Source organism: Streptomyces sp. NPDC058864 (assembly GCF_042742985.1).
In the GTDB taxonomy this organism is placed as follows: Bacteria; Actinomycetota; Actinomycetes; order Streptomycetales; family Streptomycetaceae; genus Actinacidiphila.
On record NZ_JBHYMQ010000011.1, the window covers coordinates 55,873 to 76,752 of the forward strand.

Sequence of the window (20,880 nt, forward strand, 5' to 3'; positions counted from 1 at the left end):
CGGCTCCGCGCGCGGGAGCGCCGGGGCGGGCAAGCCCCTCACGTGGTCCTGCCGATGTCGTCGTGGCGGCAGACGAACCGTGCCCGGCCCTCCTCCACGTGGAACAGGAACCAGCCGCCGTCCTGCGCGGTCTCCAGGAACTGCGACTGGCTCTCGTAGCTGAAGCGGCGGGTGATGCCCTGCCAAGGAGCCCGCAGGAGTTCCGCGCGCAGGGACTCGCGTCCCTCGCCGATCTGCGCGGCGAGGCCGTGTGCGGCGAAGCGGACGGCGTCGTAGGCCTCGGCGGCCCAGGGGCCCGGGGCGGCGCCGTGGCGGGCGCGGTACGCGGTGGCGAACGCCCGGGTCCCGGGGTCGGCGGCGGCGTCGGTGTAGGCGGTGCTGATCCACCAGCCCTCGGCCTCGCGGAGGAAGGACGCGGCCAGCACGTTCTCGTCGGCGGCCCGGGCGCCACGGTGACCGGCGCCGCGCAGGGCCTCGGCGCAGGCGGCGGCGCGGGCCGGGGTGACCCCGGCGAAGAGGACGGCGTCGTCGGGGCGGGCGGCGATGGTGTGCGCGGCGGCGGTGAAGTCCTGGTCGGCGGCGACCTCCAGGACGTCGACGATGCCGTCGAGCTTGCCGTGGACGGTGGCTATCTGGACGGTGGGCAGGCCCTCCTCCTCGTCGGCGAGGTCGTGGACGACGACCGTGCGCGAGGGTCTGGCGACGCGGTTGAGGTAGCGGTCCACGGCGCCGGGTCCCGCGGTACGGGTCGGGCGCAGCACCAGCGCCGTCGTCGTGTGCACGACGCTGAGCCGCTCGGTGTCGGCGCGCGTCACCAGCAGGCAGACGCCGGCCTCGGTGCAGACCGGTACGGCTGCGGGCACGGCCTGGTTGCCGCCCGCCGCGATGACGGCGTGCACGTCGCGGTCGGCGGCGAGCCGGGCGGCAGCGGCGGCGGAACCGGTCGCGGTGCCCCGGTCGTCGGCGGTGCGCAGGACGAGGTCGAAGGGCCGGTCCGGACGGGCGTTGTGCTCGGCGACCGCGAGGGCCGCGCCGCGTTCCTGGGCCAGCACGGCCGCGGCCGAGCGGTCGCCCAGGAGGCCGATGACGCGCGTCGGCAGCGTCCGCCTCCCTGTCCCGCCCGCCCCGCGGGAGCGTCCCCACTGCCACCAGGCGGTGGCGCCGCCGATCGCCCCCACGCCGAGCGCGGCGGACGCCGTGAGCAGCCTCCGTCGGGAAGCGGCGGACGGCGGGCGCGGTCCGGGGGCGGCGGCGGACAGCTCCGTCGGTTCCGGGACCGGCAGGTCGAGGACACGGCCGGCACGGTCGGCGACCACCGCCGGCAGCCCACCGGGCAGCCACGACCGCGGCTCGAACCCGCCGAACAGGCCGCGCAGTTCGCTCACCGTGGGACGTTCGCCGGCTTCCTTGGCGAGGCAGGCCCGCAGGGGCGCGCCGAGTTCTGCCGGCAGACCGGTCAGGTCGGGTTCCTCGTGCACCGTCCTGAAGAGCACCGCGGCCGCTCCCCCGGTGCCGAACGGGGCTCTGCCGGTGGCCGTGTGGGCGAGCACGCAGCCGAGTGAGAAGACGTCGCTCGCGGCCCCGACGGCCTTGCCGCGGGCCTGCTCCGGGGACAGGTAGCCGGGTGAGCCGACGACGGTGCCGTCCGTGGTGAGCGCGGTCGCGCCGACGGCCCGGGCGATGCCGAAGTCGATGAGGCGCGGCCCGTCGGCGGCGAGCAGCACGTTGGCCGGCTTCACGTCGCGGTGGACGAGGCCGGCGCCGTGCACGTCGTCCAAGGCCGCGGTCAGCGCCGCGGCCAGGGTGCGGACCTGCGCCGGCGGCCACGGCCCGTGCAGGGCGAGGGCCTCGTTGAGGGGCAGGCCGGGGACGTAGGCGGTGGCCAGCCAGGGCGAACGCGCGTCCGCGTCGGCGGTCAGCACCGGTACCGTCCACCGGCTGGACAGACGGGTCGCCAGCTCCGTCTCGCGGCGGAAGCGGGCCAGGAAACCGGCGTCCTCGGCGTATTCGGCGCGGATCACCTTCAGCGCGACCCAGGCGCCGTGCGGGGAGCGCGCCAGGTAGACGACGCCCATCCCGCCGGCCCCGAGCCGCGCCACGAGTCGGTGCCCGCCGATCCACGACGGGTCGGCGGGCAGCAGCCTCTCCATGCCCTACTGGTTCCCCTGCTTCGGCACGATCGGCCCGATCTGCCGGAAGCGCCCGTCGCGCACCTGGTGCACGTACGTCTCGCCGCCCAGGGTCTCGTTCGTGATGGCGTACTGGTGGTAGTCGTTGAAGGTGTAGGTGCGCGCGACGCCGCGGTACGTGGCCTTGGCGAGGCGCCGGGCGAGAGCGGTGCGGGCCGGGCGCCCGCCGCCGGAGGGCAGGGTGCGGGCGAACTCTTGCAGCAGCATGCGTGTGCTGTCGTACGCCTCGGTGGCGTACGGCTCCGGAGTGCTCCCGTACCGGTCCCGCCAGGCGGCGGTGAGGCGCTCGGCCTCCCCGGTCCCGAGCTGGGCCGGGTCGACGGCGGGCGTCACGGCGTACCAGCCCTCGCCCGCCGCACCCGCCAGGCGCGGGAAGTCCGAGCCGTAGAGCAGGTGCGACATCCAGCGCCGGCCGGCGAAGCCCGCACGGGCCAGCTGCCGGGCCGCGCCGACGGTCGCCTCCAGCGGGCCCAGGTACACGAAGTCGTCGAGGTCGCGGGAGAGCAGCTCGCGGACCGCGGACACGCCGTCGTCGGTGCCCTCCGCGACGACACGGGGGACGACATCGCCCCCGAGGGTGTCGCGCCACTGGGTCACCAGTACCCCGCCCTGGTCGTGCATGGCGGACCCGCCGGAGCGGTCGATGACGATCCCGGCCCGGCCCGGCTTCCCGGTCACGAGCGCGCTCAGCGCGATCGCGGTGCCCTCGGCCTGGTGGGGCGCCCCGGTCTGGAAGGTGACGTCCGGGGACCACACGTAGTAGTCGTTCTGCCCGGTGGTGCTGGAGACGTGCGTCAGCTTCGCGGCGGCGTAGACGCGTGAGGCGGCCCGCATCGTCACCTCACCGGTCGGGCCGAGCACCGCGAACACATCGCGGTCGGCGGCGAATTCGTGGGCGACCGAGCTGGCCCGGTCGACGGTACCGCCGTCGTCGAGGACCCGTACCCGCACGGAGAACGCGCGCTTCGGGTTCGCGTTGTGCTCGGCCACCGCCAGCCGCGCGGCCCGCTCGCAGGCACCGGCCAGGCCCGCGTCCGGGCCGCCACGGGTGACCTGCACCCCGAGCACGTACGAGGGCCCGGCGGCCGCGCCCGGCTTCTCCTCGGGGTCGTCGCGTCCCGCGGCCCACAGCGCGGCCCCCGAACCGCCGCCCGCCAGCAGCAGCGCCCCTCCGACGGCCAGCAGCCGGCGCCGGGACGTCAACCGCCGCCGCCGTACCGGCGAGGCGTCACCGGGCTCGTCCACCACGGTGGGTTCGACGGCCGGCAGGGCGAGGCTCTCCGCGGCACGTGCGGCGACCGTACGGGCCACGGGGTCCGGCAGCCAGGCCGGGGGCGACGCGGTGGCGCCCCCGGGAACGGAGCCCCCGGGGGCCTCCTCGGCGAGCCGCTGCCGCAGTTCCCCCGGAGCGGGCCGGTCCCGCGGGTCCTTGGCGAGGCAGGCGTCGAGGACCTCGCGCAGCTCGCCGGTGACGCCGTCGAGGCCGGGCTCGTCGTGGACCGTCCGGTACAGCAGGGCGTCGGGCGTGCCGGTGCCGAACGGCGGGCGGCCGGTCGCGGCGTACGCGAGGACGCAGCCCAGGGCGAACACGTCACCGGCGGGGCCGGGCTGCTCTCCGCGGGCCTGTTCGGGCGAGAGGAAGCCGGGAGTGCCGATCACCAGGCCCGAGGCGGTGAGCGCGGTGTCGTCCGCCGCGCGTGCGATGCCGAAGTCGATCAACCGTGGGCCGTTCACCGCGAGCAGGACGTTGCCGGGCTTGACGTCGCGGTGCACCAGCCCGGCCTCGTGCACGGCGCCCAGGGCCTCGCCCAGCAGGGCTCCGAGGACCCGCACGGCGGACAGTGGCAGCGCGCCGTGCTCGGCCACCGCCTCGCCGAGCGAGGGACCGGGCACGAACGCGGTCGCCAGCCACGGCTCGTGCGCGGCGGCGTCCGCGCCGAGCACGGGGACCACCCAGGGGCTCGCCACGCGTGCCGCGAGCTGCGCCTCCCGCGCGAACCGGGCGCGGAACTCGTCGTCCGTGGCGCTCTCCGCCCGGATCACCTTGACGGCGGCCAGCGCTCCCGCCTCGGAACGCCCCAGGTACACCACGCCCATGCCGCCGGCGCCGAGCCGCCGCAGCAGCCGGAAGCCCCCGACGGACGCCGGGTCGGCCGGACGCATCGGTTCACTCATCGCCCTCACCCTCCGCTCCGTCGCCGGACACCCCGGCCTTCTTCGCCTCCACGTCACCGATCCGGTCGATGTCGGCGGTGACGTACGTGACTCCGGCCAGCGCGTCCTGGGTGATCTTCGTCTTCTCCGCCTCGTCGGCGCCGACCGCGTGGCGCACGGTCGCGGCCACGGTCACCGGGCCGAGCCGGTGCTTGAACCAGTCGAAACGGCGGGGTTTCCCGTCGCCGTCCACCACGTACTCGCCGAACTCGGCGAGGTCGTCGTCGGACGTGGCGGTCCGCTGCTCGTCGTACGGGTCGCCCCGCGAGGTCATGCCCTGTACCCGCTCGGTGGCGTTCAACTGCTGCCCGGGACAGCGCAGGGGTTCCTCCAGCGACACGGCCATGTCCCGGCGCGCACCCACCACCGAGGCATGGACGGTGACCGTCAGGGACACGTACACCGGGCCCTTGCCGTCGGTGTCCGGCCGGACGAAGGAACGGGTGAGGCTGGCCAGGACCCCGCCCGCGAGCGGTTCACGCCGCCACACGCAGTCCTCGCCCAGCACCGTCCAGGTGGCCGGCCCGGTCTCGTACGGCTCCCGTCGGCGGTACCCGGAGCCGAAGTAGTCGGGCCGCACGGTGAGTCCCCGGACGAAGGCCTCCGCCTGGGCCCTGGTCTTCGGTGCCGCGCCCTCGGCGAGCGTGAACGGGTCGTTCACCGCCGACGCCGACGGGGCGGGGCTCGCGCCGCCACGCCCGCTCGCGCTCGTCCCCGGCGGCGTCGTTGTGCCCCCGCCGGGCGTCGCCTCGCTGGTGCACCCCGCGAGCAGCAGCGCACCTGCCGCCGCGAGCAGGACCGGTCTGCGTCCGCTCACTCCCACCCACCCCATCGCCCTCGTCGCACCGTCTCGTCGAACACCGTCCGCCGCTTGCCGCGCGCACATGCCATGGTGCGCCAACTGACGTGTCCAGAACATGAGTTGAGATGAACCTTGACGTACTCCCTGGCTTCAAGTCCAGGGATTCCGGCCCGGGTCGTCTGACCCTTCCGAGGCTTCTTGCTTCGTCGCGCTGTGCGGGCACGTCTGTCCGTCCTACAGGCGCTCCACAAGCGTTTGGCGTCCCCACCCGTCCGGCGGTGGCGATGCGGCGTCCTTCGAACAGGACGTTGCGAGCCGCATTGTGGTCGCGGTCGTGCACGGTGCCGCACGCGCCGCACGTCCACTGCTGGATGTGCAGGGCTTTCGGGCCGTCCCGGTGTCCGCAGGCCGAGCAGACCTGTGAGGACGGGAAGACCCGGTTCACCTCGGCAAAGGTGCGTCCGTGCAGAGCCGCCTTGTACTCCGGCATGTTGACGAACGCGGACCATCCCGCGTCGTGCACGGGCTCGGCAAGTCGTGTACGGCCCAAGGCTGACACCACGAGGTCTTCCACAGAAGAATCGCGGCTGGAGGCGGTGGTGCCTGCTCAGCCGTCGGTTTGTTCACCGACGAGGAATCCTTCGGTCCAGTGGGTTTGACCCACGACGTACTGGTGCACGTGGAAGCCGTTGGGATGGTCCCTGAACCCGGGTAGGGTGCGCGCCTGGTCGATGCGTTTCTCCGCCCGTTGCCGGCTCGAGTACAGGCCGAGGAACGTGAAGCTGTCCTCGCTGTCGTCCCAGAAGAGCGGTTCGCCGTCTTCCATGAATTCGACGGTGGTGGGAGCACCCGCCTCGTCCGCGAAGTGATGCCTGTGCACCAGGAGGTAGAGCGTCCGGTCCATCAGTCTCGCCCAAGCCCTTCGGGGCACACCGTGACGAACCCCTGGTCCCACAAATCCTCGTCCACCGTCACGGGTGCGATCTCGAAACAATCGGGTTCGTCCTGGAACCCTGGAAGCCTCCTGGAGATCTCCAGCTGCCTCTCCGCGACTGCCTGGTCCGGGTAGATGCCGATGATCCTCCACTCCTCCTCGTCCAGGTGGATGGTTCCGTCCGCGTCGAGATGGATGACCCGTTCGTCCTGTTCCACCGCGAGATGGCGCGCGTGCCACAGCACGTAGAGATCGCCGTCAGGTCCGTGTTCGTCTGTCATCGCGGGAAGTCTCCCTGTCCGGTATGACGCTCGAGGGGCGGCAGGGTTCCGCCCCGTATCGGATCCTACCCGCGTGTGCGTACCGAGCGCGGCGGTCGCGGGGTGGTCCCCAGGTCGGCGGAGTGCTGGTCTGGACACGCTGTCGTCCCGACATGAACACCGAGGCCCTCAGCAAAGTCCCTGTCCCCGACCACGGCTCGGTGACACGTCTGAAGACCCTCGGCCCCTCCCCGGCTCGGCGCGATGCGCTCGCCAAGCGGATACGGCTGCTGGTCGCCGGGCCCATCACCTACAAGGTGGGCCTGGTGCTCAACGCCACGCCCGGCCGGTCCTGGGCCGACCCGATCGCCGCGCTCGTCATCGCAGCCATCGCGGTGAAGGAGGGCCGCAACGCCTGGCAGGGCAAGGGGTGCTGCGCGCCCGCGGCCGCAAGCGTGCCGTCCGCCGGCGCCGAAGCGGACGCGTGCTGCCGCCCCGGCTGCGAGTGCTGCCGACCTCAGCACCCCGCGAGGAGTTGAGGACCAGACCGAGGGCGGCGAGCTGGTCCTCCTGGCCTTCGCGGTATGCCTGACAGATCTGGCCTCACCCACTACATGGACTCCGCCCTCACCCAGCTCCCCGCCGACGGCTTCGAGGTCCGCGACGTGGACGTAGCCCAGCTCTCCCCGTTCGTCCGCCACCCCTTCGCGGGCCGGTACTCCTTCCAGCTCCCCGACCTTCCCGGCGGAATGCGCCCCCTTGCGCGACAGGCAGGCCGGCGGCAACGAGGGACCGCGGTCGGCCGGGGAGAGTCGCACCGCGCCTTCCCCGGGCCGGGGCCTGGCTCGCTGAGCCGGTGGATCGGGGCTCAGTACGCGGTTCCGTCGGCGCGCTGGCCGGGTGAGCGGGACAGTGAGCTGATGGTGTTGTGCTTGGCCCAGCTGCCAGTCGCCGAGCCGTCAGGGCTTCGGTTGATGGACACCCCGTCGGAGTTCGCCTGGCTTGAGGTGTAGCTCATCGACTGGATGGTCGCTCCGGCCGAATCCCGCAGGATCACCTGGTCACCGCTATTGGACAGGTTGAGACCGCCGGTGCTGGCTGCCACCGCCGCGATGCCTCCGGGGATCGCGGAGCCCGCGCCGAACACGGCGATCGCCTTGCCCGGCTGCAGCGTCGTACCGGCCGCGAACGTGTGCCGCACTGCCGACCCGTCCCGGACGGTCCAGCCGGCGATGTCGGCTGCCGTGCCACCGGTGTTCACGATCTCGATGGCCTCGCCGGCGGTGCTGCTGCCCGGTTCGTTGGCCAGCACCTCGTTGATGACGACGTTGGCGGGTCCGCCGCTACCGCCGGCGGTGGCGGTGATGTCCTGGGTCGTGGTGTGGGTGGCCCCGCCGTTGTCTGTCACCGTCAGCGAGACCGTGTAGGTTCCGGCCGCTGTGTAGGTCACGGTCGGGTTCGTCGCCGTCGACGTCTGGCCGTTGCCGAAGTCCCAGCGGCGGCTGACGATGGTGCCGTCGGAGTCGGTGCTGCCGTCGGTGAAGGTGCAGGTGAGAGCGGTGCAGGAGTGCGTGTACGACGCCGTGGGCGGCTGGTTCGTGCCGCCGCCACCGCCGATGACGAAGTTGTAGCGGGCCAGCACCGGGTAGTGGTCGCTGGTCGTCGTCGCGTAGTTCGGGACATAAGCCTGGGGCTGGAAGGCCCTCGCCGAGCCGGCGACGTACTTCGCCTGCACCTCGTTGGTGGTGAGCTGGTGGTCGATGAAGTCCGGGTAGCTCGCCGTCGACGCCACGCCCGCCAGCGACAGGGCCCGCGTCGGGAACGTGTAGCGCGACGTGTCGTTCACGAAGTTGGCGTAGGGCGAAGTCTTCTCGGGTGTGATGGAGGTGTCGACGTCGTCGTTCCAGTCGCCGATGACGAAGACGTTCTGTGTGGGGTAGGTCGTGTCGAGGTAGGACTTGAGGGCCTGCGAGGCGGGGTTGCGCAGGTTCCATGCGTCCTGGGTGGAACCGGACTTCGCGTGCAGGACGATGAAGACGAGGTCCCGGGTGACGCCGTCGAACGTGCCGCGCAGCGTGAACTCCACCGGCGGGCGGCCTGCGAAGTTGCTGTTCTGGTTGGTCAGGATGACCTTCGCGCTCACCAGGGTGGCCATGCTGGAGCGCCAGACGAGGGCGACCTTCTGCTCGGTGTTGCCGAAGTCCGAGTAGTACTGAGCACCGTTCGTCACGATCGGGTCGTTGGCCACGACCCCGGTGTACCCAGGCATGCCGGCCACGAGTGTGTCGAACGCGGAGGTGCTGACGACCTCGGACAGGCCCCACACGTCCATGTCGGTGCCCGCCATGACGTCGTGGACGTTCTGCTGCTGCAGCGCCTCGTCGGTCGGGCCGAAGTCCGGCGCTCCGAACCACTCGACGTTCCAGTTGCCGACGTCGAGCTGTGTCGGCGATCCCTGCGACGGAACTGAGGCGGCGGCAATAGCCGTTGGGGCCGTGGTGAGCGTTGCCAGCGTCACAGCGGCGGCCAGGCAGGCGGCGCCGAGCGCGGCGGTGCGGCGGGGGCGTCTGGCAGGTATGTGACGAGGTGGCATGAGGGTGCCTTTCGCGAGCGGTTGCGGACGGTTCGCGGAGCACCGCACCTGGGGTGTGTGAGGGACACGCCGTGGCGGCAGAGCAGTTGTAGGCGGGCCGGGTTGCACGGAGGGGACCGGAAGGTTTCCTCCGCGTGTCACTTCTACGCGCGTTGCGCAGTCTGCACCGACCGCCGGACGGTGCGCCATACCTCGTACAGGCCCAATCTGTTGAGCCGCATCCCCCGAGGTCCACGGCCTCCTGCTCCGCGCCCGGCCACGGCTTGACCCACGTCGCACCCGTGACAGCCGAGTTCAGCTTGGCGAGCAGCATCCGATGCAGCTGGTCGAAGTCCCCTCGATGTGCCAACGTTCCAGGCGCCTCCAGCGGTGACCACAACTCGTCATCCACGAATCACGGCTTGAAGCTCACGTGCTCACCAGCGGCTCAATCATCGGATTTGTTACGGCTGACCTGCGCCGCCCCACGTGATCGTGTTACGAGCCCTACGCAAGCCCGGCGAAGGACTCCCGCAGCGGCCCGTTCACCCAGCGCGCCGCCTCGTCCCGGCTACGGATGCGCACGACCGTCAGCTCCGGCCGGTCGTGCAGCAGTCGCCGCACCCGCGCCCCCGTCTCGGCGTGGGTGTTCCACGCCCAGCGGACGATGTGCTCGCGGTCGGTGAGAACCGTCCACAGCGGCGGCTCGACGTTGCCGTTCCACAGGGCCTGCCGGCGCAGACGGCGCACCAGGGTGCGCCGGACCACCTGGCGCATGACGCGGCGCCGGGGCAGGTCCAGCCAGAGCAGCAGGTCCGCGCGGGCGGCGAGGTGGGCGCGCACCGAGCCGTACTGCCACTCGGTCACCCAGCCGGGCCCGGCGCTGAAGCGGTGGACGTCGTCCTCGAAGGAAGGGCGCCTGGTCCAGCCGGGGCCGTGGAAGAGCGCGTCGATCTCCACGTGCGGCACCCGCAGTGCGGCCGCGACACGAGCGGCGAGCGTCGTCTTGCCGGCGCCGGAGGTGCCGGCGACGAGCACCCGTTGCGGACGGTGGGGCAGTGGGTCAGCCGGTCCCAGAAGTGGCACCCGGCCACGGTAGCAACGCAGTCGGTGGCCTCGGCGGCCCAGCTCCCCGACCGCACGCCGGACGGGCGGCGACCCGCAGACGGATCGGGGCCCTCGATCGGGTTGCCGCCGCACGGCCGGAACGGTAGGGCGAACTGTGGGCGCGGCCACCGGCCTTGTGTTCGAGCGTCGCCGCCGCCTCCCCTCCCGCCTCCGGCAGGACCCCGGTCCCCCATCCGTCGGCGACGGTGGCGCATCGAGCCGCCGCGGCCGGCGTCTGCACGGACGCCCCATCCGAACCCCGCGGGGCCCGGTGTGCCTCGCGATCAGGAGTCATGGGTGAACCGCCGCTCCAGGACGCCACGTCAAGGCACATCGCCGACCCGCCCGACATGTGGTGGACACCTTCCCTTCCCGGCGGCGACACCCGTCCGGACGCATGCCTGCTGCACGATCTTCGGACGTGACTACCAGCCCTGCCCTTCGCACCCTCGACCGCCGCCGGTTCCTCGCCCTCGCGGGCGGCACCTTCGGCGTCCTGGCCGCGGGCCAGTTGACCGAGGCGCTCTCCGCGCGCGCCACGGAACTGGACCCCGCGCCCTTCTCGCTCGGCGTCGCCTCCGGTGACCCGGACCACCACAGCGTCGTCCTGTGGACCCGCCTGGTGCCCGACCCGCTCGACGCGGAGACCGGCGGCATGCCCGCGACGCCCGTCGAGGTGCGGTGGGAGGTGGCGAAGGACGAGTCGTTCCGGAAGGTCGTCGCCAGCGGCGCGGTGACCGCACTGCCGGAGTCCGCGCACACCGTGCACGTCGTCGTGGACGACCTGGCCCCCGACCGCTGGTACTGGTACCGCTTCCAGTACGGCGAGGTCCGCAGCCGCACCGGCCGCACCCGGACCATGCCGCCGCCCGGGGCGAAGGCCGACCGGATGCGGTTCGCGTTCGTCTCCTGCCAGTCGTGGACCGGCGGCGCCTACCCCGCCTACCGCGACCTGGCGGAGCAGGACCTCGACTTCGTCCTGCACCTCGGCGACTACATCTACGAGACGACGGGCGGCAGCCTCACCGAGTTCCGCCGGCTGCACGCCCTCTACAAGACCTCGCCCGAACTGCGGGCGGCCCATGCCCGGTTCCCGTTCTTCGTCACCTGGGACGACCACGAGGTCCAGAACAACTACGCGTCCGACGTGCCGGGCGGCGCCGGCGACGGCCGGCCCTTCCTGGAGCGCCGCGGCAACGGCTACCAGGCGTACTACGAGCACCTGCCGCTGCGCCCCGAGCAGCGGCCCACCGGCCCCGATGCCCTGATGTACCGTCAGGTACGGTTCGGGAAGCTCGCCGAGTTCAGCGTGCTCGACACCCGCCAGTACCGCACCGACCAGGCGTACGGGGACGGGCGCAAGGAGCCGGGGCCCGAGGTCTGGAACCCGGAGCGCACGATGACCGGTCCGGAGCAGGAGAAGTGGCTGCTCGGCAACCTGGACCATTCCAAGGCGCGGTGGAACGTCATCGCCCAGCAGACCATCATGGCCGCCTTCGACTACGACCTCGGCCCGGGGAAGATCGTCAACCTCGACCAGTGGGACGGTTACGCGGGTGCCCGCGCCCGCATCCTCGACTTCCTCGCCGGTCACGACGTCGCCAACCCGGTGGTCCTGAGCGGCGACTGGCACACGCACTGGGTCAACGACCTCAAGACCGACTTCGACGACCCCCGCTCCCCCGTCGTCGCCACCGAGTTCGTCGGCACGTCCATCTCCTCCGGCGCCGGCTGGGACGCCGACGTCCGTGCGGGTCTCGTCGCCAATCCGCACGTGAAGTTCTACAACGGCACCTACCGCGGCTATGTGATGTGCGACGTGACGCCCGACCGCTGGCGCGCCGACCTGCGCATCGTCCTCAAGGGCGACGACGCGGCCTCCCCCGCCTTCACCATCGCCGCCTTCGAGGTGCGCGACGGGCTCCCCGGGGCCCGGCGGATCGACGCAGGCGACGGCCTGGTGGGCCGCATCACCGACAAGGTGACCGGCAAGCCGCTCGCCAACGTCCAGGTGACGGTCACGGCGGCGGACGGCACCCGGTTCGCGTCCGTCACCACCGACACCACGGGTGAGTACCTGGCGTTCGCGCCGCCCGGACAGTACGCGGTCGCCGTGGGCGGCGTCGGCTACGAACCGGCCGCCGCCACGGCCACCGTGCGCGCGGGGGTGCAGACCCGGGGCGACGTGGCGATGACGCGTGCGGCCGTGCGGGCCGGCACCGGCCGTCCGGTGCCCGGGCCGCAGTCGCAGGCGGCGGCCACGGACGTCACGCTGTCCAACGGCATGCTGTCGCTGGCCGTTTCGGCGGGCTCCCAGGACCCCCAGCTGCCCGCGGTCACCCTGGGCAAGCCGCTGGACCTGGCGGCCGTGGGCCACCTGGACCAGCTGGACTGGATGAACCTGCCGTACGCGTCGACGGCGCGGCCGCGCGGGAGCAACGCCTGGCAGCAGCTGACCGTGCGGTCCACCGGCCTGGAGGTGCTGTCCGCGGGCGGCCCGGTCGCCTCCGCCCGGGCCACCGGCGCCTCCACCCAGGTCCCCGACGTCGAGGTGGTGACGACCTTCACGATCGGCGAGGGCGAGCCCTGGGTCACCGCCGAGAGCGTCTTCACCAACCGCGGGGCGCAGGCCCGCACCTTCTGGCTGGGCGACGTCCTCGACCACGACGGCGCCGGCCAGCGCAGCGGCGTCGCCGGGCACGGCACCGTGACGGCCTCCGCCCCGGCCGACTTCGAACCGGCGGCGCCGTGGGTCGGCATGACCGGTTCCGACGGCCAGACGTACGGACTGCTCTACGACGAGCCGGGCTTCACCGCGTACGCCTGCGGGATCTGGGTGATGACCCAGCGTCAGGTGACGATCGACCCGGGTGCCGCGTTCACGCTGCGGCGCCGGATCGCGGCCGTCGGCAACGGCGGCGCGGCCGACCCGTTCGCGGTGCTCGCCGGGCTCTGATCCGGGCTCCAGGCCGCCGAGGTGGCCGTCCCCCGCTACGGGGGGGGCGGCCGCCGCGGCGCGCGACCGGTCAGCGGTTGGTGGACTCCGGCGCCCGCGCGGTGTACCGCGCGCCGCTCACCTCCCGGGCCGGGACGGCGGCGGCGAGCGCCGCGCGCTCGCGCCGGGACAGCCGACGTCAGCCACAACCACGACCGGGCAGCCTCCGCGTCCGTGACACCCTGCCCCGCCACCCGGCGGAACGGGTGGTCACGCGCTCCGGATGGCGTCCACCAGACCCGCGACGAGGGCCGCCCGTTCGGCCATGGTGCCGACGACGACGTACTCGTGGTCGGCGTGCGCCCCGCCCCCGACCGCCCCGAGGCCGTCGAGGGTCGGCACTCCCAGCGCGGCGGTGAAGTTGCCGTCGCTCCCGCCGCCCACCGCCGCGCCCTCGACGCCGGGGAGCAACCGCCGTGCCAGGGCGAAGAGTCCGGCGGACGCCGACTCCGGCATCGGGGGACGCCGGACGCCGCCGCGGACCGAGAGGGCCGCTCCTTCGAGGTGTGGTGTCAGGGCCGCGAAGCCCGCCTCGACGCGATCCCTCTCCTCGGCGGTCGCGACCCGTACGTCGGCGACGACGGTCGCCCGGGCGGGCACGACGTTGCCGGCGGTGCCCGCCGAAGCCACTGTGGGGGTGACGGTCGTCCCGGCCTCGGGCCGGCCGAGCGCCGCGACGGCCAGCACCTGGTGCGCGGCCTCGACGAGGGCGTTGACCCCGGCCTCGGGCTCCAGTCCGGCGTGCGAGGCCCGGCCCGTGACGGTGACCTCGAACGTGCCGCAGCCCTTGCGGCCCGTCTTCAGCGCCCCGCCCTCGGCGGCGCCCTCCAGGACGAGCACGGCGCCGCAGGCGAGGGCCCGCTCCTCGATGAGGGCCCGCGAGTGCGGCGAGCCGACCTCCTCGTCGGAGGTCACCAGGATCTCGACGCCCGACCGGTCCGCCAGCAGGGCCACGCCGTGGACGGCCTGCACGAGACCGCCCAGCATGTCGAAGACGCCGGGGCCGGTGGCGCGGCCGCCGGTGACGGTGAACGGGCGCCGCTCCAGGGTGCGGAGCGGGAACACCGTGTCGTGGTGCCCGAGGATGAGCACCTTCGGCTCGCCACCGCCCGACCAGCGGACGTGCGGCCCGCCCGGGCTCTCCACGAGGACGGCCTCGCCGCCGAGGCGCCTCTCGACGACCCCGGCGACGGCCTTGGCGGACTGTGTCAGGGCGTCGACGTCGCGCGACGGGGACTCGACCTCGACGAGCGTCCTGAGGTCCTCGATCATCGCGTCGGTGCTCACTGTGCCGGTCCTGCGCATCGTCATGCCGTCAGCGTAGTGAGCGGGCCCGCCCGCGCGCCCGCGTCAGCCGCCGGCCTCGCGTGCCACGCGCTCGAGCCGGTTGCGGTGCTCCTCCCACCACCCCCGGTCGCCCGGCGGGACGGCGTCGTTGCCCTGGAGGAAGCCGACGCTGCCGTCGATCAGCTCACGGAGGATGTCGGCGTGGCCGGCGTGCCGCTGGGTGTCCGCGATCACGCGCACCAGGACGTGGTTCAGGGTCACCGCCCGCCGCTCCTGCGGCCACCACGGGACGTGGCCGACCGCGTCGAGCGGCAGGGCCTCGATCGTGCCGTTCGCGTGCTCCCAGGCGCGCCGGTACAGGCCGGTGATCTCGTCGGGCGACTCTTCGGCGGTGGCCCACATGTCCGCGTTGGCCTCCGCGTCCTCCCGGTACCAGGAGGGCCGCTCGTCCCCGAAGTACGGCCGGCCGAAGGTGTCGCCGAGGTAACCCAGCTCAATGCCGGCGGCATGCTTGACCAGTCCCAGGAGGTTGGTCCCCGTGGGCGTCAGGGGGCGGCGCACGTCGTACTCCGAGAGCCCCTCCATCTTCCACAGCAGGCTGTCACGCGCGTCCTGCAGATACCGGAGGAGGTCTGCCTTGGGATTCGGTTCGGTCATGCCGGGAGTCTCCCACCCGCCACCGACAGCGCCTCCGCGACGGGAGCGGGGCGCCGCGTCGCCCGCCGTCCGGTTGGGCCGGGGGAAACCGGGGAGGCGTCCGGCATGGCGACCTGGGAGGAACCGGCGGTCGCGGGCGCGGAGGAGCTGGCCGGGGCGCAGTGCGGAGACTGCCACGTGCATTCGGACTGGTCGGACGGCGGCGCGTCCGTCGAGGCCATGGCGCGTGCCGCACGCGACCTCGGGCACCGCTGGGTGGTGCTGAGCGACCACTCCCCGCGGCTCGCCGTCGCCGGGGGACTGACCGCCGACCGGCTGTGGCGGCAGATCGAGGTGGTCCGGGGACTCGACGAGGAGTTGTGGCCGTTCCGGCTGCTCACCGGGATCGAGTGCGACGTCCTCGAGGACGGCTCTCTGGACCAGGAGGACGAACTGCTGGCCGCGCTCGACGTGGTGGTCGCCTCGGTCCACTCCCGGCTGCGGATGGACGCCGCCACGATGACCCTGCGGCTCCTCACCGCGGTCGGCAACCCCCTCGTCGACGTGCTGGGGCACTGCACGGGCCGGGTCGTCACGGGCCGGGAGCGGCCGGAGTCGCGGTTCGACGCGGAGGAGGTCTTCGCGGCGTGCGCCGCGCACGGCACCGCGGTGGAGATCAACTGCCGCTTCGAGCGTCGCGATCCGCCGCTGCGGCTGCTCCGTCTCGCCGCCGCGACGCCGGGGCTGCTCTTCGCCGTGGACACCGACGCGCACCGGCCGTCGCACCTCGCGCTCCAGCCGTACGGCTGCGCCCGGGCCGCGGCCTGCGGCATCACCGCGGACCGTACCGTGACGGCCTGGCCCGTCGACCGGCTGACGGACTGGTCCGGCGGCCGGTGAACGCCCGGCCGGGCACGGTCGGTCCGCCTCTCACCCGTTCCTTCACCCGTCGCTCCCCCGGTGTTCGCGCGGACGATCTTCCGCCGCGACAGGGTCGAACTGCTTCTGCCGACGGATCTACCGAGGGAAACCATGCGCGCACGGATCAAGATCGCTTCAGCAGTGACGGCCTGCCTGGCCGCGGCGGCCCTCATGGCGGCCACCGGCCCCGGAGCCGCCGAGGCCTCGACCCCGGCGGCCGCGAAGGCCGCCGCCGTGGCCCCCGCGCAGTACACGGCCGAACTCCGGCACACCTTCGCCGCCTTCGACGCGCGGCAGGGCGTCGCGGTCGACCGGAACTACTTCTACGCGGTCAACAACCAGACCATCACCAAGCACGACAAGGCGACCGGCAGACCGCTCCTGCAGTTCGTGGGCGACGCCGACGGCCCGATCATCCACATGGACAGCGCCACCGTGGTCGGTGACAAGCTGTACGCGGCGACCTCGAACTACAACATCACGCCCGAGAAGAGCTCCGTCGAGGTCTTCGACACCCGGACGATGAAGCACGTCGACACCTTCAGCTTCGGCATCGACCGCGGCTCGCTGACCTGGCTGGACCGGCACGACGGCGCGTGGTGGGCGGCCTTCGCCAACTACGACAAGCCCCCGGCGGGTTCGACCGAGCCCTACGGCGGCACCGACAACACCCAGATCGTCAAACTCGACGACCGGTTCCGGGTCGTCGAGGCATGGACGCTGCCGCAGGAACTCCTGGACAAGATCCGGCCGATGAGCAACTCCGGCGGCTCGTGGGGCCCCGACGGCCGGCTGTGGATCACCGGCCACGACTACGACGAGGCCTACGTGATGGACATCCCGTCCGAGGGCTCGGACCTGCGCTGGGTGGCGACCGTCAAGCTGCCCGGCGTCGAGGGCCAGGCCATCGCCTGGGACCGCTCCACCAGGACCCCCGAGCTGTGGACCATCAAGCGCTCCACCGAGCAGGTGCTGGTGTTCAGGGCCCCGTACGCCTCGATCGACGACCCGGACACCCGCCAGTGGACGGTCGTCGGCCCGGGCCACTTCGTGGAGTGACCCCTCCCGGCCGCCGGGTGCCTTCGCGCACGCGGGAGCGGACGCGGCGTCAGATGTCGTACCCGCGGGAGACGATCAAGGATCGCCTACGATCCAGCCATGAGCGCTCTGGCGGGATATCGGGTGATGTGGTCGAACCTGCGGCGGCGGGACCCCGTTCTGCTCTCCCCCGCCGTCCTGACCGCGGTCATCGGAGTCCTGGCGGTCCTCACCCCCCAGGACGTCCCCTTCACCCGTCTGCTGCCGGCGGCGCCCGCGCTCGCCGCGTCGCTCTGGTCCGTGCGGGCGACCCTCACCCTCGGGATGATCTGCCTGCTCCCGGTCATCGGCTACGCCCTGGCCTTCTCCGACATGTCCGCCCTCTACACCGCGGGCGCGATCGGGGCCGTCACCCTGGCCGCGGCCTACGCCAGCCACTTGCGCCTGCAGCGCGAACGCACCCTCGCCCAGGTCCGCGCCGTGGCCGACGCGACGCAGGAGGTCCTGCTCAGGCCGGTGCCCGAGCGCATCAGGAACCTGGAGATCGCCACCTTCTACCTCGCCGCGGCGCCCCAGGCCCGCATCGGTGGCGACTTCTACGCCGCCGCCGACACCCCCCACGGCCTGCGCCTCATCCTCGGGGACGTCCGCGGCAAGGGCCTGCCCGCCGTCGGGGTCTCGGCCGCGCTCCTCGGGTCCTTCCACGAAGCGGCCTACGACTCCCCTGATCTGGCCCACCTCGCACACCGCCTGGAGACCACCTTCGCGCGGTACACCGCGGCCGTGCCCGCCGAGGACGACTGCGAACGCTTCGCCACCGCCGTCATCGTGGAGATCCCGCCGGCCGCCGGCCACGCCTCCGTGCTCAGTTGCGGGCATCCCCCGGCCCTGCTGGTGCACGAGGGCCGCACCCGGGCCATCGAGCCCGCCGTCCCGTCACCTCCGGTCAACCTGGCGGCACTTCTGGGCTCCGGCTACCACGTGGACCGCGTCCCCCTCGCCGTCGGCGACCTGCTGCTGCTCTACACCGACGGGGTCAGCGAGACCCGTGACCCGGGCGGCGCCTTCTTCCCCCTCCCCGCCTGGACCCGGCAGACCGCCACCACCTCACCGGCCGGGTTCCTGAAGCTGCTCCACCGGGCCCTTCTCCGGCACGGCAACGGCTGCCTCAACGACGACATCGCCTGCGTCGCCATCCGCAGGACCGCGGCGGACGCCCTGTGAACATGGCTGACCGATGACCGCTGACCTCGCGAGGGCGGTGGCCGTGCACACCGTGCGGGACGCGCCCCGCGGAACGGCTCGCCGTGGGCCGGCAACGACGGGCCGCGGCGCCCGGCGCCGTATCGTTGTTGATCTCTTCGACGGGAGCCGCCATGACCACGCCGCAGGACCTGATGATCGTCAGCATGGACGTGCCCACGAGCCCGCCCGTCGAGGCGGGCGACCTGTCACTCGCGCTCGCCGGGGCCGAGGTGGTCGATCTCCTCGGTGCGCGGGCCGTCACCCTGGACGGTGACCGCCTGGTCCCGGGGGCCGGGCCGGTCACCGGTGACCATCTGCTGGACCAGGCGGCGTCCGCGCTCGTCGACCGCGAACCGTACGAGACGGTCGAGGACTGGCTGTGGCGCAGGGGCCGCAACCTTTCCTCGGTCTACCGCGCCGGCCTGCAGGCGGCCGGGCTGACCGCCGTGAGCAGCCCCCGCTGGCGGCCCTGGGCCACCGGCGAGCCGGTGCTGCTGGACTCCGCCGCCCGCGGGGAGGCGCTGGGCCGCTGGCAGTCCGGGGAGCCGGTCCTGAGCGCCCTGGCCGCCGCCGCCGGGATCTCCGGGGACCGTGCCGCGACCGAGGCCGGAGATGTCACCGACGACGCCGTGGCCACCGTGCTGGCCGCGGTCCACGACGCCGTCGAGGAACTGCAGTCGGTGCGGCAGCGCAAGGACATCGAGAAGGCGGCGTTCGACAACATCTGGCGGGCCTGAGCGAGCCGGCCGCGGCGGACGGTGCCGGCGATCGTCGCGCGGTGGACGTCCCGCTCGGCGAGCCGGCCTGGTGCCGTTCGACCCCGGCCAGACGCAGCACCCGCACGGCGCCTGCGTCACCCCGGCGTTCCGGAGGGGGCGGCGTTCCGGTCGTTCAGGGAGTGCGCGATGCCGCCGAGCAGCCGCGGCACGTCGTCGCGACCGGTGACCGCCTCGATGAAGGCCGGCCGGCCCGGGGTCCGCGCGGCCCGGTCGAGCGCCGCGTCGAGCCCGTCCCCGGTGCGGACGGTCGCGACGAACGGGTCCCGCACGCCGAGGGCGGCCGGGACGGCGGGCCAGTCCCAGGCGGCGATGTCGTTGTACACGGCGCGGGGGCCGTGGATGACCCGCTCGACGGTGTAGCCCCGGTTGTTGACCAGGACGATCACCGGCGCGAGGCCGTGCCGCCCGAAGGTGCCCAGTTCCTGGACCGTCATCTGGGCCGAGCCGTCCCCGATGAGCAGGATGCCGCGGCGCGACCGGTCGGCCAGCTGGGCGCCCAGCAGCGCGGGCAGGGTGTAGCCGATCGAGCCCCACAAGGGCTGTCCGATGAAACGCGTCCCGGCCGGCAGCCGCCGGGTGGCCATGCCGTAGTACGCGGTGCCCTGTTCCGCCGCGATGACGTCCCCGGGCCGCACCGCGGCGGCCACGGCGTTCCACAGGCGGTCCTGCGTCAGCGGGGCGTCCCCCGGTGGCTCCTCGGCGGCGGCGGTGGCGGTCGGACGGGGCGCGGGCGGCGCCTCCCGGTCCGCGACGAGTTCGGCGAGTACGGCCAGCCCCGCGCGCAGGGGCACGTCGTGGAAGACCTCGCCGTCGACACTGGCGCTGCCGGGACCGAGTGAGATGCCGGTCGCGGTGTCGAAGCCGTGCGTGAAGCCGCCGCTGGTGGTGTCGGCGAGGACGACTCCGGCCCTGATCAGCAGGTCCGCGTCGTCCACGAGGTGGCGGACCACGCGGTCGCTGAAGGCTCCGGAGTACACGCCGAGGTGGAAGGGGTTCCCCTCGTCGACGAGGTCCTTGCCGGACACGAGGGTGGCGTGCGGCAGGGGCCCGGCGGCCAGCAGGCGGGTGAGCTCAGCGCGCGCCCCGAAGCGGTCGACGAGGAAGTCCGCGAGGACGGTGACCGTTCCGGCCCGCTCCAGCCGTGCCCGCGCGGCCCGGCCGAACGCGGCCGGGCCGGCGCCGCCGGGTGCCGTCCCGGATCGCCACGGGCGCACCGGAACGGCCGGGACGGCGACCGGGGCCACCGCGACGTCCGAGGCCAGCCGCAGGTAGGCGGGGCGGCTGCCGCGGACGGCGGTGCCGAGGACCCGGTCGATGGTGGCCGCCGCGGTGCCGGGGCGCAGGGTGGCGTGCGCGCAGACGACCTCCGCGTGGGCGCGGGCGAACCGCTCGAAGTCGGCGTCGCCGAAGGTGTGGTGCAGCAGGGCGCCGGTGCGTTCCGCGGCCCGCGCGGGGCCGACCGCGATGTGCAGCAGCGGGACGTACTCGGCGTAGCTGCCGGCCACCGCGTTGATCGCGCTGAGCTCGCCCACCCCGTACGTCGTCAGCAGCGCCCCGAAGCCGGCGATCCGGGCGTAACCGTCGGCCGCGTAGGCGGCGCCCAGCTCGTTGGCGGTGCCGACCCAGTTCATGCGGGGATGGGCCAGGACTCGGTCCAGGAACGCGAGGTTGTAGTCGCCGGGGACTCCGAAGACGTGCGAGACGCCGAGGTCGGCGAGCCGGTCCAGCAGGTGGTCGGCCACGGTGGCCGGGGGGTCGTGTGCCATGCGAATCGCCTCCGGAGTGCCGGCATCCCCCCTTCCCAGCCTTTCTCCGCGGGACGCCCACTGGACCGGCCGAAAGCGAGAATTACGCCGCCGTAGCCCTGTGGAATCCGCAAATTCGCAGGTCACAGACCGCGC

The 20,880-nt window shown here is 73.4% G+C and carries 15 protein-coding genes and 3 pseudogenes; 7 read left to right on the plus strand and 11 right to left on the minus strand.

Going from position 1 to position 20,880, the window contains the following annotated elements; genetic code table 11:
* Positions 1 to 38: 38 nt before the first annotated feature.
* The 6 genes and pseudogenes from ACFW3D_RS11410 to ACFW3D_RS11435 all read right to left on the minus strand — a co-directional run bounded on the left by ACFW3D_RS11410 (position 39) and on the right by ACFW3D_RS11435 (position 6,420).
* Positions 39 to 2,150 (minus strand): bifunctional serine/threonine-protein kinase/ABC transporter substrate-binding protein, encoded by a 2,112-nt coding sequence (locus ACFW3D_RS11410; protein ID WP_500503841.1) that lies wholly within the window; start codon positions 2,148 to 2,150, stop codon positions 39 to 41.
* Between the two features lie 3 nt (positions 2,151 to 2,153).
* Positions 2,154 to 4,364, minus strand: coding sequence for a bifunctional serine/threonine-protein kinase/ABC transporter substrate-binding protein (locus tag ACFW3D_RS11415; RefSeq protein ID WP_500503843.1), 2,211 nt, complete (start codon positions 4,362 to 4,364; stop codon positions 2,154 to 2,156).
* The gene (locus ACFW3D_RS11420; protein WP_500503927.1) at positions 4,357 to 5,220 is read right to left on the minus strand and encodes a hypothetical protein; all 864 of its coding nucleotides are present in this window, start codon (positions 5,218 to 5,220) and stop codon (positions 4,357 to 4,359) included. Before ACFW3D_RS11420 ends, ACFW3D_RS11415 begins: the two co-directional genes overlap by 8 nt.
* A gap of 349 nt (positions 5,221 to 5,569) precedes the next feature.
* Positions 5,570 to 5,695: pseudogene (locus tag ACFW3D_RS11425) on the minus strand (zinc ribbon domain-containing protein); the annotation flags it as partial.
* A 117-nt stretch (positions 5,696 to 5,812) separates the two neighbouring features.
* Complete coding sequence (locus ACFW3D_RS11430; RefSeq protein WP_500503845.1) at positions 5,813 to 6,109, minus strand: hypothetical protein; 297 nt, start codon at positions 6,107 to 6,109, stop codon at positions 5,813 to 5,815.
* Positions 6,109 to 6,420 (minus strand): hypothetical protein, encoded by a 312-nt coding sequence (locus ACFW3D_RS11435; protein WP_500503846.1) that lies wholly within the window; start codon positions 6,418 to 6,420, stop codon positions 6,109 to 6,111. The genes ACFW3D_RS11430 and ACFW3D_RS11435 overlap by 1 nt, the downstream gene beginning before the upstream one ends.
* 296 nt (positions 6,421 to 6,716) lie before the next feature.
* Between ACFW3D_RS11435 and ACFW3D_RS11440 the strand changes: the two are divergent.
* A pseudogene (locus ACFW3D_RS11440) lies at positions 6,717 to 6,938 on the plus strand (hypothetical protein); the annotation flags it as partial.
* 66 nt (positions 6,939 to 7,004) lie between these two features.
* Positions 7,005 to 7,188, plus strand: a pseudogene (locus ACFW3D_RS11445) (hypothetical protein); the annotation flags it as partial.
* A gap of 79 nt (positions 7,189 to 7,267) precedes the next feature.
* Here ACFW3D_RS11445 and ACFW3D_RS11450 read toward each other — a convergent pair.
* Both ACFW3D_RS11450 and ACFW3D_RS11455 read right to left on the minus strand, forming a co-directional pair.
* Positions 7,268 to 8,992: a lamin tail domain-containing protein gene (locus ACFW3D_RS11450; RefSeq protein WP_500503847.1), complete on the minus strand. Its 1,725-nt coding sequence runs from the start codon at positions 8,990 to 8,992 to the stop codon at positions 7,268 to 7,270.
* 486 nt (positions 8,993 to 9,478) lie between these two features.
* Entirely contained in the window at positions 9,479 to 10,057 is a 579-nt protein-coding gene (locus ACFW3D_RS11455; RefSeq protein ID WP_500503849.1) for an adenylate kinase, read from the minus strand.
* A gap of 442 nt (positions 10,058 to 10,499) precedes the next feature.
* Between ACFW3D_RS11455 and ACFW3D_RS11460 the strand changes: the two genes are divergently transcribed.
* Positions 10,500 to 13,034, plus strand: coding sequence for an alkaline phosphatase D family protein (locus ACFW3D_RS11460; RefSeq protein ID WP_500503850.1), 2,535 nt, complete (start codon positions 10,500 to 10,502; stop codon positions 13,032 to 13,034).
* Positions 13,035 to 13,283: 249 nt separating this feature from the next.
* On the opposite strand, the gene ACFW3D_RS11465 is transcribed toward ACFW3D_RS11460, so the two are convergent.
* Both ACFW3D_RS11465 and ACFW3D_RS11470 read right to left on the minus strand, forming a co-directional pair.
* Positions 13,284 to 14,384 carry a M20 family metallopeptidase gene (locus ACFW3D_RS11465; RefSeq protein ID WP_500503851.1) on the minus strand — a complete coding sequence of 367 codons (1,101 nt, stop codon included), beginning with the start codon at positions 14,382 to 14,384 and terminating at the stop codon, positions 13,284 to 13,286.
* Between the two features lie 39 nt (positions 14,385 to 14,423).
* Complete coding sequence (locus ACFW3D_RS11470; protein WP_500503853.1) at positions 14,424 to 15,017, minus strand: DinB family protein; 594 nt, start codon at positions 15,015 to 15,017, stop codon at positions 14,424 to 14,426.
* Here ACFW3D_RS11470 and ACFW3D_RS11475 point away from each other — a divergent pair.
* The 4 genes from ACFW3D_RS11475 (at position 14,979) to ACFW3D_RS11490 (ending at position 18,937) form a co-directional block, all read left to right on the plus strand.
* Positions 14,979 to 15,896 (plus strand): PHP domain-containing protein, encoded by a 918-nt coding sequence (locus ACFW3D_RS11475; RefSeq protein ID WP_500503928.1) that lies wholly within the window; start codon positions 14,979 to 14,981, stop codon positions 15,894 to 15,896. The genes ACFW3D_RS11470 and ACFW3D_RS11475 overlap by 39 nt on opposite strands.
* A gap of 132 nt (positions 15,897 to 16,028) precedes the next feature.
* Positions 16,029 to 16,976 carry a hypothetical protein gene (locus tag ACFW3D_RS11480; RefSeq protein ID WP_500503854.1) on the plus strand — a complete coding sequence of 316 codons (948 nt, stop codon included), beginning with the start codon at positions 16,029 to 16,031 and terminating at the stop codon, positions 16,974 to 16,976.
* A 126-nt stretch (positions 16,977 to 17,102) separates the two neighbouring features.
* Entirely contained in the window at positions 17,103 to 18,179 is a 1,077-nt protein-coding gene (locus ACFW3D_RS11485; protein WP_500503929.1) for a PP2C family protein-serine/threonine phosphatase, read from the plus strand.
* Positions 18,180 to 18,331: 152 nt separating this feature from the next.
* Positions 18,332 to 18,937 carry a GOLPH3/VPS74 family protein gene (locus ACFW3D_RS11490; RefSeq protein WP_500503855.1) on the plus strand — a complete coding sequence of 202 codons (606 nt, stop codon included), beginning with the start codon at positions 18,332 to 18,334 and terminating at the stop codon, positions 18,935 to 18,937.
* A gap of 116 nt (positions 18,938 to 19,053) precedes the next feature.
* On the opposite strand, the gene ACFW3D_RS11495 is transcribed toward ACFW3D_RS11490, so the two are convergent.
* The gene (locus ACFW3D_RS11495; RefSeq protein ID WP_500503856.1) at positions 19,054 to 20,745 is read right to left on the minus strand and encodes an alpha-keto acid decarboxylase family protein; all 1,692 of its coding nucleotides are present in this window, start codon (positions 20,743 to 20,745) and stop codon (positions 19,054 to 19,056) included.
* Between the last annotated feature and the right edge of the window lie 135 nt (positions 20,746 to 20,880).